Here is a 17588-nt window from a genome sequence, read left to right on the forward strand (position 1 = left end):
CCCTCACCGCTTAATCAGAGACCGGCTCATCAGCAAGCTCAGCACAAGTGCCGGTAACATCAGCATGAAACCACCTTGGATACCGAGGTGATCAGCGGCATAGCCGATGACGAGAGGACCCACGAGGAAACCACCGAGAGCAATCTGCGTCATCAAGCCCACATTGACCGCAGCAGAGCGGCCCGGTTTTTCAGCAGCAGCCGTAACAGCCAGTGGAAAGCCCCCGGAAACACCCAGCCCAACCAGACCAAAACCAAGCAATGACACCGCATAGTTCGGCGAAATCACCAGAATTCCGACGCCAATGAGAGCAAGGATAACAATCCCGGCAGCTGCGATCTGAACGTCAACACGAGATCGCAACCAGTCTCCGGTTAAGCGCCCGAATGTCACCATCAGAGCAAAGGCACTATAAGCAATACCTGCGTATCCAGCTGATAGATCAAACAGATCAGTCACATAAATCGCAGACCAGTCCGCAATCGCACCTTCTGTCATGGTGATGCCAAACGCAAAGAAGCACACCGCAATCAGCGCCCCACTTGGCATTTGGAAACCATTCTCAGACTTCTCAGCGATATCCGGCTCCCGGCCTTCTGTCAGGCTGTAGGAGGTAAACAGCGCAGGCAACAACGCCATCCCACTTGCCATGAGAATGCTTTCAGATGGCCCGTAACCAACCCAGGAAAAGCCCGAGCTGATCAGACTTCCCACCAGCACACCAAGGCTCCACAAGCCATGACAACCCGACATAATGAGCTGCCCGCTCTTCCGCTCGGTCTTATCCGCAATCACGTTCATGCACAGTTCCACAAACGCCAATGCGCTGCCAACAACTGCCAAATAAACAAACAGCTGCAGAATGGATTCGGCATACGTCGGCAATGGCATCAGACAGATGAACGCAAACAGGCCCGCGATCAAAAGCTGGCGCGCTCCAAACTTCTCCGTCAGCCGCCCGGCAAACATCAGCATGAACAGCAGCCCAACCGGCATTCCGACAAGAGCAAGGGCAAACTCCCCTTCACTCACCTGAAGTCTTTGCTGAATTTCTGCGATGCGTGGAAACCAGGCGCCAAGCGCGATGGGTTGAAGAAAGAAGACGCCGCGAATAAGATTCACATCGCGCGCACCAAGGACTGCTTGTTGTGTCATGGAAAAAGCTTTGAAGAGAGAAAAACGACCTATTAAATATCTAGCGTGATATTTTAGAAAAATGCAAGCTGTGTAGAGCACCTAATACAACACAACCTCGTTTGCTGACGTAACAACGCAAATCAACGCGGAATATGCGCAAAAAACGCAATTCTGCACAAAACCTTTCAAAAGGAATTTCCGTGCCCCTTAGCGACACCACAAAAGCCAAGTTAAAGAACAGAGTTGTCTGGAGTCGTCTCGTTGGATGGGGACTTTTATGTTATGCAACAGCAGCTTACGGCGGCATCGTTACTGCACCGGCCATCCCTGAATGGTACGCCTCTCTCACCAAACCATCCTTCAATCCACCTGATTGGATTTTCGCACCGGTCTGGTCCGTTCTTTACGCACTTCTTGGCATCAGCATCTGGCTGGCCACCGAATTTCAACAGACTGGCACCAACGAGGCAGCCAAACCACCTTCGAAAACCAGCATTCAGCTAACTTTCGTTATCGTGTTGTTTTTAAATGGCATTTGGTCTTGGGCATTCTTCGGACAGCAAAACCCTGCACTTGGCCTTATTGTCCTTATCATCTTGCTCGCGCTAAGTTTTTTCACTTTCCGCCTATTTTATAGAGCGCAAATCTTTGCAGCATGGCTATATCTGCCCTATCTCCTTTGGGTTAGCTTTGCAGCCGTCCTGAATGCCTCTATTGTGGTTCTGAATTAATCCAACGCCTCAATCGAGACTTTTATTATTGGAGATTTTGATGAGCGGTATTGTTGCCACTCTAGTTCCTATTGCTCTTTTCGCCGTCGCTCTGGTCCTCGCCCTCGGCCTTTGGAACATGATGCGCGGTGGAGATCCAAACCGTTCGCAAAAGCTTATGAGATATCGTGTTCTGTTGCAGTTCGCAGCTATCATATTGATTATGCTTTCCGTTTACTTCGCAAGCACATCCTGATTTTGGTTTGAAACTGGTAGAAAATGGTCACTCTCAATAAGATCTATACAAAAACTGGCGACGACGGCACCACTGCACTTGGCAGCGGAGAGCGCAGGCAAAAGCATGATCTGCGCATTGAGGCCTACGGAACCGTTGATGAAACCAACTCAGTCGTTGGCATAGTTCGCCTGCACGCATCCAAAGAGATGCCAGTATTGGATGAACTGCTTGGCCGTATTCAGAATGACTTGTTTGATCTCGGCGCCGATCTGGCAACACCAGACACCGGCGAAGACCTCGGATACGAACCGCTGCGCATCACAGATAATCAGGTCAGCGCTCTGGAAGACGCAATCGACCAGATGAACGTTGAGCTTACACCGTTGAAATCATTTGTATTACCAGGTGGCACACCTCTGGCAACACACTTGCATCAAGCCAGAACCGTCTCACGCCGCGCTGAGCGTCTCGTTGCAGCACTCTCTCAAAAAGAGAAGGTCAACAAGCAAGCTCTGCAGTATCTCAACCGCCTCTCCGACCTCTTCTTTGTTGCATCACGCTATGCAAATCTGAAAGGCGAAGGCGATGTTTTGTGGGTAGCGGGCAAAAACAGATAGCGATTTTTTGATGAAGAATTCGACCAAAGGTGCTTGACGAATAGGTAAACTATCAACACTTATGGGCAACTATCTTCACCTTAAGGCCACTTGGCCTTATACATTGGTTGAAACCCAATACCTATTTACCCTAGGCGATCGTTGACAGCCCCAAAATTGCTCAGTACGGTCGCCGCAAATGTAATGCAATTTGCATTCCCTTTTGGCTCTGGTAGCCCGGCGGAAGCTGTGTCTTATCAACTTGGTGGCGACGCATACTCCCCTGCATTTCTAGTGGAGGTTCTAGGAACATGAAAATTCTCGTGCCCGTAAAACGGGTCGTTGACTATAACGTAAAAGTTCGCGTGAAAGCGGATGGCTCCGGCGTTGAACTCGCAAACGTCAAAATGTCCATGAACCCTTTCGACGAAATCGCCGTTGAAGAGGCTCTTCGCCTGAAAGAAGCTGGTAAAGCAACTGAGATCATTGTTGTTTCCATCGGCCCTAAGCAGGCGACTGAAACGATCCGCACCGGCCTCGCAATGGGCGCTGACCGCGGTATCCTCTTTCAGACCGACGACGTTGCGGAGCCTCTCGCAGTAGCTAAGGTTCTCAAAGGCATCGTTGACGAAGAAGAGCCAGGTCTCGTTATCCTCGGCAAACAGGCGATTGATGACGACTGCAACCAGACAGGTCAGATGCTTGCTGCACTTCTGGGCTGGGCACAGGGCACATTCGCTTCCAAGGTTGACCTTGGCGATAACACAGTAGACGTCACCCGCGAAATCGACGGTGGTCTGCAGACTGTAAAGCTGAACATGCCAGCGATTGTCACCACTGACCTGCGTTTGAACGAGCCTCGCTACGCTTCTCTGCCAAACATCATGAAGGCAAAGAAAAAGCCGATTGCTGAGAAAACATTGGCGGACTATGGCGTAGACGCTACCCCTCGCCTCAAGGTTCTCAACACTGCTGAGCCTGATGCACGCAAGGCAGGCGTTAAGGTCGCTTCCGTTGATGAGCTGGTAGACAAGCTCAAAAACGAAGCTGGCGTTCTTTAAGATAGGTCAAGAGGAGTTAGCATTATGACCACGCTTCTTGTGGCTGAACATTCCAATTCTGCTTTGAACGAAGCAACGGCTAAGGCACTGACAGCAGCTGTAGAAATGGGCGGCGACGTTCATGTTCTCGTTGCTGGTAAAGACTGTGGCGCGGCAGCTGAAGCTGCTTCCAAACTGTCTGGCGTTGCTAAAGTTCTTGTTGCTGACGATGCAGCTTATGAGCACCAGCTTGCTGAACCAGTTGGCGATCTGATCGTTGCACTTGCTGCTGATTACGACGCTGTTGTTGCTGCAGCAACAACCAATGGCAAAAACACTCTGCCACGCGTTGCTGCTAAGCTCGACGTGATGCAGATCTCTGAAATCATTGCCGTTGAATCTGCGGACACGTTCAAGCGTCCAATCTATGCAGGTAACGCAATCCAAACTGTACAGTCTGCTGATGCAAAGAAGGTTCTGACTGTTCGTACAGCATCCTTCGCTGCAACTGCTGAAGGCGGCTCTGCTCCGATTGAAGCTGCTGCTGCTTCTGCTGATCCGGCAATTTCCTCCTTCGTGGGTGAAGAAATCGCAGCGTCTGATCGTCCGGAACTCGCAGGCGCTAAAATCATCATCTCCGGTGGTCGTGCTCTCGGTTCCGAAGAGAAGTTCAACGAAGTCATCACCCCTGTTGCTGACAAGCTCGGCGCAGCAATCGGTGCATCCCGTGCAGCTGTTGATGCTGGTTACGCACCAAACGATTGGCAGGTTGGCCAGACCGGTAAGGTTGTTGCACCTGATCTTTACATCGCTTGCGGCATTTCCGGTGCAATTCAGCACCTTGCAGGCATGAAAGATTCCAAGATCATCGTCGCAATTAACAAAGACGAAGAAGCACCAATCTTCCAGGTTGCTGATTACGGACTTGTCGCAGACCTGTTCGAGGCTCTTCCTGAACTGGAAAAAGCCCTCTAATCATATTTGATTAGCTTTTCAGGAACCCCGGGATGTTAATATTTCATTCTGGGGTTCTTGCTGTTTGAGGCAAGACTTGCGATGTATGTTGTTACGAGAACGTCAAAGCACGTTTAACCGATGCTTGTAAGAATTTGGATCTGACAATGGTGGTCGAAGTAAAGAAAGTCGGTGTTATTGGCGCCGGTCAAATGGGCAATGGCATCGCACACGTAAGTGCTTTGGCAGGATACGATATCGTGCTTCACGATATCGATCAGGATCGTATCGACAGAGGCCTGGCCAGCATCAATGGCAATATGGCACGTCAGATCTCAAAGGGCACGATCACTGAAGAAGATCGCGACCTCGCTCTTACCCGTATCAAAACATCTGACGATGTTAAATCCCTAAGCGATGCAGACCTCGTTGTTGAAGCTGTGAGTGAAAACGAGCAGGTCAAACGCAAGGTTTATCAAAGTGTTTGCCCGATTTTGAAGCCTGATGCCATTCTTGGCACAAACACTTCGTCTATTTCCATCACGCGTCTGGCATCCGCTACAGACCGTCCGGAAAAATTCATCGGTATCCACTTCATGAATCCGGTTCCGCTTATGGAACTTGTTGAGCTTGTTCGTGGCATTGCAACCAGCGATGAAACCTTTGAACTTTCCAAGGGCTACACCCTCGGTTTGCATAAAACGATTGCAGTTTCAGAAGACTTCCCAGCCTTTATGGTGAACCGTATTCTGCTGCCAATGATCAACGAAGCGATCTACACTCTCTATGAAGGTGTTGGCTCTGTTGAAGCAATCGACACAGCAATGCGCCTAGGTGCAAATCACCCGATGGGCCCGCTGCAACTGGCTGATTTCATTGGTCTGGATATTTGCCTGTCCATCATGCAGGTGCTCTATGAAGGCCTTGCAGACAGCAAATACCGCCCATGCCCACTACTCGTGAAGTACGTTGAGGCTGGCTGGCTTGGACGCAAAACTCAGCGTGGTTTCTATGACTACCGCGGTGAGGTTCCAGTCCCTACGCGCTAAAGCGTTTATAAGACACACAAAAGCCCGCCACTTGAGCGGGCTTTTTTATTGCTGCGGTTCAGCTGGTTACTTAAACGTACCGCTGAATCCACCAATGGAAAGTGGATTATCCATCATCGCAGTGCGGTCAGGCGTGTCGGCAGCAACACCACCAGTGAATGCATCAAACATCTTCTTCACAAAGCCCTCAGAAAGGCCTTTGGTAATGAAGACGAGCCGCGTTCTCTGATCCGCATCAGGCCATTCTGCAAGCCGTGCAGGTGGATGGAAGACATGCTGCACCCCATGGATCACCAAAGGCTGATCCGGGTGTTCTACAGTCTTTATAATCCCCTTAACGCGCAAAAGCTTAGGGCCATGTGCAGAGCGCAGTAGATCTAGGAACATCTCCAGTGCAGCATTGGGGATCGCGCTGTCGGTCTCAAGCGTAAAGGCACGAACATCTTTGCCATGGCGGTTCGGATCATGATGGTGGTGTCCGTGATGATCATGTGAAGCGTGCTCATCTTTGTACGCCTCTTCCCTCAACCATTTCTGAACATCTGGGATTTTGCTCTCAGGATTGTACAGCCCGCAATTGATGAGAGCAGCAGCCGTTGCAGAGCCATCTTGAGCATTAAGCACAGTTGCGCCAGGGTTCAGATGCTTCAGCTCAGCCAGTAAATCATCAGAAGGCTCCTGCAAATCCGTCTTCGTCATCACGATACGATCAGCAACAGCAACTTGTTTGACTGCTTCCTCATGAGAATGGATCGTATCCAAACCGTTGACGGAATCGACCAATGTCACCACGCCATCAAGACGGTATCGCATAACCAAATACGGATGCAGCATCACAGTGTGCAACACTGGAGCAGGATCAGCCAAACCGGTTGTTTCAATAATCACACGGTCGATCTTCTTCATGCGGCCATTGTCGATACGGCGCAGAATATCTTCCAGCGTGTTGATGAGATCACCACGAATAGTGCAGCACAAACAACCAGATGAGAGCTCTATAATTCCATCATCAATGGTATCTACGAGCAAATGATCCAGACCGATCTCACCAAATTCATTGATGATAACCGCTGTATTTTCCAACACTGGCTCTTTGAGAATTCGATTAAGAAGCGTTGTTTTACCTGCTCCCAGAAAGCCAGTAATGACGCTCATTGGGATCGGGGTTGGCGGACTCCGCCTCTCTTGGGTACTAGCCATAATTCTGCACTGCCTGTAGCTACGGTGACTGCGTTTTACCGAAGGCAGACGTATTAGCATAGAGCCCACCCGGGCTGCCAAACAAATCTCGTTTAGAAGTCGATTTCAAAGGCCGCAAAGAAGCACCCTTGCCCACTGGCACATTAAGTTGCTGAATGCCTCCAATCGGCGCAGGCTCCAAACCTTTTTGCGACCCTGGTTTCGGTATTGGCAAAGGCACTGCATTTCCAAGCTTTTTCAGTGCGACAACCGGATGCTCATTGCCAATGCGCACAGTCACCGGTGCATATGACTTCAGCTGTGGACCCAGAATTTCTTCATAGACCAAACCCCAGTTCACTTTCTTCTTGGAAAGACGAATGGATTTTCCGCGTGGGCTCGGACTGCCGGCATCGGCATAAGCCATCATGCTGGCAGAACCACGTTTTGTCCCAAAGCGATCAACAAGTTGCTGAGCCGTTGGCTTGGCATTGCGCTTGCAGTAGTGGTCCTTTGGTGGGTTGATGTTCCCACTGCCGCGGAAAGCAGTAATTTTGCTTCCTGCTGTCTTCTTGAAACCGCTATCAATGAGTTTCTTGGCAAACGCTGAGCGCTCCAGGCTGGAAGCAGCCCCCAAAACAACAGCGATAACTGTTCTTCCATTGCGTGTTGCAGAAGTCGCTACATTGAAACCGGAATTACAAATATATCCAGTTTTCAAGCCATTAGCCCCAGCAGTACGCAGAAGAAAATCCCTGTTTCCAGACCGAAATGTTCTTCGGCCAAATCGAATTCCCGGGTGACTCATATAAGAACGATACTGCGGAAACTGGTTCCACAGCGCACTTGCAAGCAGCGCCATATCACGTGCAGATGAAATCTGACGATTATCTGGTAGCCCGTGAGGATTGACAAAATTAGTATGCGTCATCCCCAACCGACGCGCAGTCGCATTCATCTGGCTGATAAAGCTTTCTTCAGTCCCACCTACCCGTTCAGCAACAGCTACTGCAATATCATTGGCCGACTTCACAAGGATCATTTTCAAGGCATTGTCGAGCGTGATTGTCGTGCCGACCTTAAACCCCATCTTGCTTGGTGGCTGGTTGAGTGCGTTTTGAGAGACCATCACCATATCGCTCATGGCCATCTCACCCTGAGAGATACTCTTAAAAGCGATATAGGCGGTCATCATCTTTGTTAGGGAAGCTGGGTACCAACGGTCGAAAGCACCATTCTGCTCCAAAACGTGTCCATTGTCGGCATCCATCAACAGCCATGCAGCAACATCTGCACGAGCATTTGTCAGCACGGAGGCCAAAGCTATTGCAAAAACAGCAAAAAATCGAAGTTTCTGGGCAATCCAATAAACCGAAAAATTCACGATCTTACCGCTCCACGCCTACCAGTTTATGCAGCAAACAACCATTGCATAGCTGTCTTCGATAGCTAAGTTGCTAGTTTAGTTTCATGAACAGCCCAAGCTACCGTTAGGAAATACAGTAGGGGTAAACAATAAAAACTATGTCACCAGACACCGGGAATAAATATTGATGTCTCTCCTGAAATATTAGGGTGACAATATCAGCAAAAGACCGCCATTTCCAAACATTTCAAGGCATTTTCTTGTGATGGTTATTTTGTGAAATCAAACTACCAAAGAGACACTGTCGTAATCACCCCTTCAGTTGTAAGGGGCATTTCTTTTTACTCACCTCAGCATCGATCAACTTTGCCTATTAAACGCTGCGTGCCTTGTAATTTGAAAGCTTATCCTCAAGTCACACTCATTCTTGCTTTTCTTTTTCGTAATCAACGCAGATGATCAGATCCAAGAGGAGGAACTTATGTACAAAGTTATTGGCCACCCACAATCAAGAACCATGCGGGTACTCTGGTTGCTGGAAGAACTGAACTTGCCTTACGAGGTCGTGCCTAGCAAACCTCATCAGAAAGATGTTTATGCCGTAAACCCATCAGGCAAGATCCCTGCCCTGATCGTTGATGGAGAAACCATCTACGATTCAACAGCAATCTGTACCTATTTGGCAGACAAACATTCCAGCCTGTCGTTCCCATCAGGAACTTTAGATCGTGCCCGGCAGGATAGTTTTACCAACTTTGCGCTCGATGAAATGGACTCCATTCTCTGGATGGCTGCAAAACACTCATTCATTCACCCAGAAGACCAACGCGTACCAGACATCAAACCCGCCTGCCGATTTGAGTGGAACAGATCGATGCAGCAGCTTGAAAAACGCCTTGGCGAAAACACTTGGGCAATGGGCGACACCTTCACAATTGCTGATATCATCATCGGTCATTGTGCAATCTGGGCCAAAGTCTCCAAGTTCGAATGGCCGGAAGGACCCGTTAGCGAATATTTTTCAAGAGTTTTAGGTCGCCCAGCTCTTGCAAAGGCCAATGAAAAAGCTGCGGTAATGCAATAACCTACTCAAATTTTGAGGGTGGTCTTGTCCACCCTCTCCTATTGTTTCAACGGCCAGCTACAAATCCGCTGGCACTTGAAGCTACCAAATATTTTCAATACATTTTTCGAATAATAGATACTCAAGTCATGTGCACACCATCTTTTTTACAAGGTGTATTGATATGATTGAAGGAATTTACTTACCGGGTGTGCTTGCTGCGGGAATCGCTTCATATATTTTCGGGTCTATCTGGTACTATGTGCTTTCATATTCTTGGATGAAAGCTGTCGGCATATCAGAAGAAGACGTTCAAATGTCTCCTTCCACTTACGTCATAACTTTTCTCTGCGAAATGATCATGGCTTTCTTCCTTGCCGGGATCCTCGTTTACTCAGGCTCAGTCATCATTGCCAGTGGCGTGACTGCAGCAATCGTAATCTGGGGTGGCTTTGTACTCACAGGCCTGATCGTCAATCACAAATTCCAACGGGCTTCATGGATGCTGACGCTCATCGATGCTGGCCATTGGCTCGGTGTTTTGATGGTTCAAGGCGCAGTTTATGCGCTGATTTCTGGCTAGTTCCGGGTAACTTGATATCTCGTATTGCTGAATTTTCGTAGGCCAAACGAACCTAGAGACAATGGGACCTACGAAAGTTCGAAGCATATTCGCTAGACGCCCCAACGGCAGCTGCCCATAATACGCCACAGGAGTTGGGTATGTGATTACCCGTGGAGGAAATGGGGAGATTGACCATGACTGGTGATGTATATCCAGTACCGGCTGAGATTGCCGAAAACGCTCTGCTCAACAACGAGCAGTACTTGGAAATGTACAAGAAGTCCGTTGAGGATCCAGACGGGTTCTGGGGAGAGCATGGGAAACGGATTGACTGGATAAAGCCTTATTCCAAGGTCAAAAACACGTCCTATGACTACCACAATGTTTCCATCAAATGGTTTGAAGACGGCACGCTGAACGTAGCAGCCAACTGTATTGACCGTCATCTGGCAGAACGCGGTGATCAGCCTGCAATCATCTGGGAGGGTGATGAGCCGGATCAAAGCAAGACAATCACCTACAAACAGCTTTCGGAAGAAGTGAACCGTTTCGCAAACGTGATGCTTGCCAGTGGCGTGCAAAAAGGCGATCGCGTCACTGTCTATATGCCAATGATCCCTGAAGCAGCCTACGCAATGCTTGCGTGTGCCCGGATCGGCGCAGTGCACTCTGTTGTGTTCGGCGGTTTCTCACCTGACAGCTTGGCCGGACGTATCGAAGACTGTAAATCACGCTTTGTCATCACAGCTGACGAAGGCGTCCGCGGTGGCCGAACTGTACCTTTGAAAGAAAACACTGACCGCGCAATCGAAAAATGCGGCAATGTCGACAAGGTCTTCGTTGTGAAACGCACCGGTGGCAACGTCAACATGATGGACGGCCGCGACCTCTGGTATCATGAAGAAACCGAGAAGGTTTCTGCAGATTGTCCACCGGCAGAGATGAATGCTGAAGACCCGCTCTTCATTCTCTATACGTCAGGCTCAACAGGCCAGCCCAAAGGTGTGATGCACACCTCTGGCGGTTACCTCGTTTATGCCTCCATGACGCATCAATACGTTTTCGACTACCACCCAGGCGAGGTCTATTGGTGTACTGCTGATGTTGGTTGGGTCACAGGCCACAGCTACATCCTCTACGGTCCACTAGCAAACGGCGCAACAACGCTGATGTTTGAGGGGGTTCCAACCTACCCGACAGCAGGTCGTTTCTGGGAAGTTTGTGACAAACACAACGTCAACATCTTCTACACCGCCCCCACCGCAATTCGCGCATTGATGGGCGCAGGTGATGAATATGTAACCAACACATCCCGCAAATCGTTGCGCGTCCTCGGATCGGTAGGCGAGCCAATTAATCCAGAAGCATGGCTATGGTACAACAATGTGGTCGGCGAGCAGCGCTGCCCAATCGTTGATACATGGTGGCAAACCGAAACTGGCGGCATATTGATCACACCACTACCAGGTGCAACCGATCTTAAGCCTGGCTCTGCGACACGCCCATTCTTCGGCATTCAGCCAGCTATTGTCGATGCTGAAGGCAACTTCCAGGAAGGTGCAACTGAGGGCAACCTCGTCATAACAGACAGCTGGCCAGGCCAGATGCGGACTGTTTACGGAGACCATGAGCGCTTCGTCCAAACGTACTTCGCCACCTACAAAGGCTTCTACTTCACTGGCGATGGCTGCCGTCGTGACGAAGATGGCTACTACTGGATCACGGGCCGTGTTGACGATGTGATCAACGTATCTGGTCACCGCATGGGGACTGCTGAAGTTGAAAGCGCCCTCGTCGCCCACCCAGAGGTCTCAGAAGCTGCTGTAGTCGGCTATCCGCATGATGTGAAGGGACAAGGCATCTACGCCTATGTCACCCTCATGGAAGGCTTGGAACCATCTGAAGAACTGAAAAAGAAACTGGTGAAGCACGTTCGCGCCGAAATCGGTCCAATTGCATCCCCAGACCTCATCCAGTTCGCCCCGGGCCTACCAAAGACCCGTAGCGGTAAAATCATGCGCCGCATCCTCCGCAAAATCGCAGAGGACAGCTTCGACAACCTGGGCGACACCTCAACCCTAGCCGACCCAACCGTCGTAGGCGACCTAATCGACAACCGCCAAAACAAAGCTGAAACCGTGTAGGCGACGTGTATTGAATTCAGCCCAGAAAACAAAACCCCGCTGATTTGGCGGGGTTTTTTATTACGCTAAAACTACTGAGATAAATATATATTCTTGATATCATTAGCGATTTTTTCAAAGGCTTGAATCAGTTCACTTTCATTATCAGCTTTATAAAAGGTGCTGTTACTTGTTGCGCAAGACTGCATCACTCTTTTAGCAGCATAAGAACTCCCGAAATGAACAGAATACACCGTAATGTTCTTTTCCTTCATATTCTTACATATTTCTTTAGCACGAACAGATGAAGTACCGTACTCACCATATGAAGACGCGTACCTCCATTCAATTAAATTAGCGAACTCTTCATGTTCATCTGAGGTAAACTTGTTAGACCCATCAGGATTCGGTCCCTCAGTCCAAGTGTTATTTCGTTTTTTTTCTCTGATTTTCTCTTCGCGCGCCTGTTCTACGCGACTATAATTATAGTCATCTCGATAGTGTACGTTAAAGTCACCATCAGTCATAAACACCGCGTACTTTCGAATATTGTCTGTTTCATAAGGCAGTGGCTCACTATCAGAAGGCCAAAAATTCGACCATCTCGGAGATATTGTATACCACCCCCAAGCTATCCCGATTTGACCTGCTGTCCCGCCACCTGCAGATAATCTACTAATTGAATTTTTAATCTTATTTCGATCTGCAGTCAGCGGAACTACTTTTGCATTCCGTGGGCAATAACTATAACCAGATCCGATATAATCTGTGTTGCCCTCATCATCTTCAAAGTCATATGGAACTTCACTTGTGGACTGATCCATAATCCGCTCATGTACGCAGCCATAGTAGCTGACATCAAAAGTCGCTTTTTCAGCAAGTGCCGTGTCTAGTTTCACCCCGTTGCTATATGGTATGAAAGATACACGAATACGGCTCTTCGCTATATCGGTGTCTTCAGGCAACAGTGCATCAAGCAAACTGGTTGATGCCCTTTTTAGAGCGCCAATGTGGGAGCTCATTGACCCAGTAACATCTACAATCACCGAGACTTCAACATTACTCCGTGGAAATCTTGCAGTTGAACTACTACCAACAGCAAGTTCACTAGCTTCATCGCCATTACCACCAGTGAGCAGGCCAATCATTGGAGAAAAGCTGTTATTGAGTTTTGCAGATGCACTCGCGGAGATCGTATCGCCACCAATCTCATACTTAACGATCGGCTTAGTTACTTCAACATCTTCACCGATTGAATCTTTAATATTAGCCTCGAAGTACTCTTCGGTCATCTCCTGCACTTCTGCTTTACTCATCTCCGTAATAGTGAGTTTGTTAGCAACAGCTAGCACTGCTGCATCCAATGCCTGATTTACTGCGCGGCGAGTGTTGAAGCCCATGCCGAAATCAATCGCCATTCCAGCGAACACAATCATCAAAACCATGAGCACTGCGACAAGAACCGCCACCATCCCGTCTTCGGAGCGGTTGAATCTTTTGAATAGTGTAGAGAATTGTCTGAAATAACCCATCGAGATGCCCACCATCGACGCCCATGTAATTATGCCTAGCATAATATAAGGGTAGTATCTCGGGTATTAATCACTCAACTTTACTGAAAGTTTTCGGGCTAATGGCTAACAAAACATTAACCGCGTTTCACGGCTCAAGCTCGCTGTCCCAGTAGAGGAAATCTAACCAGCTCTCGTGCAGGTAGTTGGGTGGGAACAGGCGGCCATTGTTATGTAGGTCATACACACGTGGAATAAACGGCATTTGCTTGGGTCGCATGTTCATTTCTTGCCAGGATTTGTTTGCCTTGCGTAGATTACAGGGAGAGCAAGCCGTGATGACGTTGTCCCAAGTAGTCAGTCCACCCTTACTGCGAGGGATGAGGTGATCAAAAGTCAGGTCGTTTAAGGATCCGCAATACTGGCATTGAAACCTGTCTCTCAGAAACACATTAAACCGTGTAAAGGCAGGGTTTCGCTCTGTCTCCACAAAGGACTTCAGCGCAACAACGCTGGGGAGCTGAAACTCAAGACTTGGGCTTCTCACAACCTGATCGTATTCAGAGACGATACTAACCCGATCCAAAAACACAGCCTTCACCGCATCTTGCCACCCCCACAGAGACAAGGGGTAGTAAGACAGAGGCCGATAATCTGCATTCAACACAAGCGCCGGGAATGCGCCTTCTGAAACGACTGCGTTCACAACATGCTCCCGAGTCTCGCTCAGAACACAAGCGCCTGAGCGGAAATCATCTTGAGATGTTTTGATATTGTAGTCAGCAAATGACAGCTATGTGAAGTCTGACAATCCTCCTTACCCTAAGGAATTCGAAATACAGACAAAGCACATCAGCATAAACCCGCTATAGATCAGACAATTAGCTTGTCACGACACACTTTGTCGCAATGTCGGTCCCAAAATAAAAAAGCGGGAATAGTCACCTACTCCCGCTCATTTGCAAAATTTTATCTGCGATTACTTCCAGTGACGCACATCAACAAAGTGTCCGGCAATCGCAGCCGCTGCCGCCATTCCTGGAGAAACAAGGTGCGTACGGCCCTTGAAGCCCTGACGGCCCTCAAAATTACGGTTGGAAGTTGAAGCACAACGCTCACCCGGCTTCAATTTGTCAGCATTCATCGCCAGACACATGGAACAACCAGGCTCACGCCATTCGAAACCAGCGTCTTTGAAGATCTCATCCAGACCTTCCGCTTCAGCCTGTGCTTTCACCAGACCAGAACCCGGAACGATCATCGCGCTAACGGTGTCTGCAACCTTTTTGCCTTTAACAACGGCAGCAGCTTCGCGCAGATCTTCGATACGTCCGTTGGTGCAAGAACCAACAAACACGCGGTCAACCTTGATGTCAGTGATCTTCTGACCCGCTTCAACGCCCATGTACTCAAGCGCACGCTCTTTTGAAGCGCGGCGGTTGTCGTCTTCGATCTCAGCCGGATTAGGAACAACACCGGTAACGGAAACAACATCTTCAGGAGAAGAGCCCCAGGTCACGATTGGAGGCAGGTTCGCTGCATCCAGAACGATTTCTGTATCAAACTCTGCATTCTCATCAGTAAACAGAGTTTCCCAGTAGGCTTGTGCCTGTTCCCATGCGGCGCCCTTAGGTGATTTAGGACGACCCTTCAGGTACTCAAAGGTTTTCTCATCCGGAGCAATCAGACCAGCACGTGCACCAGCTTCAATAGACATGTTACAGACGGTCATACGACCTTCCATAGACAGGTTACGGATCGCTTCACCAGCGTATTCAATGACGTAACCGGTACCGCCAGCAGTACCCAGCTCTCCGATGATCGCCAGTACGATATCTTTCGCGGTCACACCTTCCGGCAGCTGACCATTCACAGTCACACGAAGGTTTTTCGCTTTCTTCTGAATCAGCGTCTGCGTCGCCAGAACGTGCTCAACTTCAGAAGTACCAATACCGTGTGCAAGAGAACCAAACGCGCCATGCGTGGATGTATGGCTGTCACCACAAACGATCGTCATGCCCGGCAGCGTAAAGCCCTGCTCTGGACCCACGATGTGCACCACGCCCTGACGCTGATCGAGCTCTGAATAGTATTCAACGCCAAACTCAGCAGCATTTTTCGCAAGCGTATCAACCTGCAACGCGCTTTCAGGATCATCAATACCCTGGGAGCGATCAGTGGTTGGAACGTTATGGTCAACAACAGCCAGTGTACGCTTTGGGTGACGAACCTGACGGCCAGCCATACGCAGGCCTTCAAATGCCTGTGGGCTCGTAACTTCGTGTACCAGGTGGCGGTCAATGTAAAGCAGGCAAGTACCGTCTTCTTGCGTGCTGACCACATGGTGGTCCCAGATCTTATCGTAAAGAGTTTTGGCCTGCGACATTGCGCTTGTCTCCTGGAAACGAATGATCCTTGTTTCAAATTCGGCTCTGATCGCACCTACCAAGCGCTCAAGATCCGAGAAAACAGGACCACTCACTTATTACTTGCAGCTCTCTGCGGCCGCATAAATCTTGAAAATACGGAAACAACTACAAACGAAGCTCCCGCTATACTGGCTCTATTAATCGGCCCAGATCACCAAAATATCAAGCTTCTTTGCCTTGAGATTCTCTCAAGACGGAAAGGTAATGAAAGCAAGTTAGACGCAATCAAACAATCCCTTTGATGCGATCAATACCCTGTAGCCTAAGCATATATTTCTATGAGCAAAAGTTCTGGCGGACAAAGAAAACGGATTGGAAGTCCCGAGCATCCAAGCCCGCTGCCAACGATGAGAGTGCTTCCATTTTCCTCAAAAGCGCCCTTCGCATACTTCCGGTCAAGCCGCGATGGTATTGTCAATGCACCAATAAACGGCAAGCGAACTTGCCCTCCATGCGTATGCCCGCTCACTGTCAAATCTACGGATTTATTGGCCTCAAGAAAGATGTCCGGCTCATGGGCAAGCAAAATCCGCGGGGCGCTGTCATCTTCAACCTGACTTAAGGCCACCTCAAGATCATCCCGGCGTCCCGTCCCGTGCAACTGGCAGGCCTCGCCATACTGATCATCCAGTCCCAAAAGCCAGACATGAGAGTTGCCTCGTGTAGATACCCGCTGAGCCCTATTCTCGAGAACAGTCACTCCAGAAGCTTCCAATGCCTCTCTGGCGTCCTCACCACCTTCAAGCCAATCATGGTTGCCCAGCACACCAAAAACACCCAGAGGTGCCTTCAAATGCTGCATAGGCTGCGCCCAAGCTGCAGCAGAGGCTAACGGCTTTGCAAAAGGAGGATGCATGGCTGTGTGGTAGTCGCCTAAAAGCGCAATAAGGTCAGGCTCCAGACTGTTCACGCGCTCTACGATGCGCGTAATCCGTTCAGGACGCATCCATGGCCAGCAGGCATGCAGATCAGTCATAACAACAATTTGCAAAGGTTTTTGGTCAAGAGCTTCTGGAGAAACAACAACTTTATGCCGGGTAATTCTCGGTGGCAGCCAAGGCTCTACAAACACGGCATAAATACCGAGTAACATGATGAAAATGATGAAAATGATGATGAATGCGATCACCATTTGCCTTCAAGCCCTCTACTCATTGCATCTTTCAGAACCAACCTAACCCACTTGGATTAATTGTATTCTGACAGCTCCCCGGAATATCCCCCTGAAAACTTGCGCAAAGGATGCGCACCAGAACCTGTCACATTTATACTGCAAACACCAACAGCACCACATGGCAATCCATGCAGTGTTGAACCAGAGTTCCCGGAAGTCGGGATGAGCAAGGCGGCAGGCAATACCTGCGCTACTTATTGAAATAGTTTCTTCGGCATTGGCTACACGCCTTGCCCGGGCTTTCTTTGAATGAACAACCTCGCCTCTTTTGCCTATAAGGCACGATAGCCGGTTTCCCGGAAAGACAGTGGCTTATCCAGTCAGGTTTCCCTGCCCGAACAGTTCCTCCGTCTTTGACAAACACATCTGCAAAAGCAAGTCTCCCTGCCGGTGCTATTGTATCCGTCGCCGCGTGATACCCTATAGTCCTGGGCCCTTCCCCTCAAACCATGCG

The 17588-nt window shown here is 49.3% G+C and carries 16 protein-coding genes; 9 read left to right on the forward strand and 7 right to left on the reverse strand.

Going from position 1 to position 17588, the window contains the following annotated elements:
- Nucleotides 1–3: 3 nt before the first annotated feature.
- Nucleotides 4–1155: an MFS transporter gene (locus tag PsW64_RS05895; RefSeq protein WP_063303004.1), complete on the reverse strand. Its 1152-nt coding sequence runs from the start codon at nt 1153–1155 to the stop codon at nt 4–6.
- 182 nt (nt 1156–1337) lie between these two features.
- Between PsW64_RS05895 and PsW64_RS05900 the strand changes: the two genes are divergently transcribed.
- The 6 genes from PsW64_RS05900 (at nt 1338) to PsW64_RS05925 (ending at nt 5724) form a co-directional block, all read left to right on the forward strand.
- The gene (locus tag PsW64_RS05900) at nt 1338–1868 is read left to right on the forward strand and encodes a TspO/MBR family protein (protein WP_208980591.1); all 531 of its coding nucleotides are present in this window, start codon (nt 1338–1340) and stop codon (nt 1866–1868) included.
- 40 nt (nt 1869–1908) lie between these two features.
- Complete coding sequence (locus PsW64_RS05905; RefSeq protein WP_063286199.1) at nt 1909–2103, forward strand: twin transmembrane helix small protein; 195 nt, start codon at nt 1909–1911, stop codon at nt 2101–2103.
- 23 nt (nt 2104–2126) lie between these two features.
- On the forward strand, nt 2127–2702 hold the full coding sequence (locus tag PsW64_RS05910; RefSeq protein ID WP_057464634.1) for a cob(I)yrinic acid a,c-diamide adenosyltransferase: 576 nt from the start codon (nt 2127–2129) through the stop codon (nt 2700–2702).
- A 290-nt stretch (nt 2703–2992) separates the two neighbouring features.
- Nucleotides 2993–3742, forward strand: coding sequence for an electron transfer flavoprotein subunit beta/FixA family protein (locus PsW64_RS05915; protein ID WP_063303005.1), 750 nt, complete (start codon nt 2993–2995; stop codon nt 3740–3742).
- A 24-nt stretch (nt 3743–3766) separates the two neighbouring features.
- Complete coding sequence (locus tag PsW64_RS05920) at nt 3767–4696, forward strand: electron transfer flavoprotein subunit alpha/FixB family protein (protein WP_063286201.1); 930 nt, start codon at nt 3767–3769, stop codon at nt 4694–4696.
- A gap of 146 nt (nt 4697–4842) precedes the next feature.
- Nucleotides 4843–5724, forward strand: coding sequence for a 3-hydroxybutyryl-CoA dehydrogenase (locus PsW64_RS05925; protein ID WP_063286202.1), 882 nt, complete (start codon nt 4843–4845; stop codon nt 5722–5724).
- A 66-nt stretch (nt 5725–5790) separates the two neighbouring features.
- Here PsW64_RS05925 and PsW64_RS05930 read toward each other — a convergent pair whose 3' ends face one another.
- Both PsW64_RS05930 and PsW64_RS05935 read right to left on the reverse strand, forming a co-directional pair.
- On the reverse strand, nt 5791–6879 hold the full coding sequence (locus PsW64_RS05930) for a CobW family GTP-binding protein (RefSeq protein WP_082830703.1): 1089 nt from the start codon (nt 6877–6879) through the stop codon (nt 5791–5793).
- Nucleotides 6880–6943: 64 nt separating this feature from the next.
- Nucleotides 6944–8287, reverse strand: coding sequence for a D-alanyl-D-alanine carboxypeptidase family protein (locus PsW64_RS05935; protein ID WP_063303006.1), 1344 nt, complete (start codon nt 8285–8287; stop codon nt 6944–6946).
- A gap of 463 nt (nt 8288–8750) precedes the next feature.
- Here PsW64_RS05935 and PsW64_RS05940 point away from each other — a divergent pair, with 463 nt between their 5' ends.
- The 3 genes from PsW64_RS05940 (at nt 8751) to acs (ending at nt 12041) form a co-directional block, all read left to right on the forward strand.
- Nucleotides 8751–9353, forward strand: a complete 603-nt coding sequence (locus tag PsW64_RS05940; protein ID WP_063303121.1) for a glutathione S-transferase family protein — start codon at nt 8751–8753, stop codon at nt 9351–9353.
- 163 nt (nt 9354–9516) lie between these two features.
- Nucleotides 9517–9915, forward strand: coding sequence for a DUF1761 domain-containing protein (locus PsW64_RS05945; RefSeq protein WP_082831024.1), 399 nt, complete (start codon nt 9517–9519; stop codon nt 9913–9915).
- 176 nt (nt 9916–10091) lie between these two features.
- The gene (gene acs, locus PsW64_RS05950) at nt 10092–12041 is read left to right on the forward strand and encodes an acetate--CoA ligase (RefSeq protein WP_063303007.1); all 1950 of its coding nucleotides are present in this window, start codon (nt 10092–10094) and stop codon (nt 12039–12041) included.
- 71 nt (nt 12042–12112) lie between these two features.
- Here acs and PsW64_RS05955 read toward each other — a convergent pair whose 3' ends face one another.
- From PsW64_RS05955 to PsW64_RS05970, 4 genes are all read right to left on the reverse strand, one after another.
- Entirely contained in the window at nt 12113–13552 is a 1440-nt protein-coding gene (locus PsW64_RS05955; RefSeq protein ID WP_159096824.1) for a pilus assembly protein TadG-related protein, read from the reverse strand.
- A 127-nt stretch (nt 13553–13679) separates the two neighbouring features.
- Nucleotides 13680–14237 carry an HNH endonuclease gene (locus PsW64_RS05960; RefSeq protein WP_063303009.1) on the reverse strand — a complete coding sequence of 186 codons (558 nt, stop codon included), beginning with the start codon at nt 14235–14237 and terminating at the stop codon, nt 13680–13682.
- A gap of 273 nt (nt 14238–14510) precedes the next feature.
- Nucleotides 14511–15917 carry a 3-isopropylmalate dehydratase large subunit gene (gene leuC / locus PsW64_RS05965; RefSeq protein WP_063303123.1) on the reverse strand — a complete coding sequence of 469 codons (1407 nt, stop codon included), beginning with the start codon at nt 15915–15917 and terminating at the stop codon, nt 14511–14513.
- Nucleotides 15918–16222: 305 nt separating this feature from the next.
- Nucleotides 16223–17092: a metallophosphoesterase gene (locus PsW64_RS05970; protein ID WP_063291232.1), complete on the reverse strand. Its 870-nt coding sequence runs from the start codon at nt 17090–17092 to the stop codon at nt 16223–16225.
- Between the last annotated feature and the right edge of the window lie 496 nt (nt 17093–17588).

The organism is Pseudovibrio sp. W64 (assembly GCF_001623145.1).
Lineage (GTDB): Bacteria > Pseudomonadota > Alphaproteobacteria > Rhizobiales > Stappiaceae > Pseudovibrio.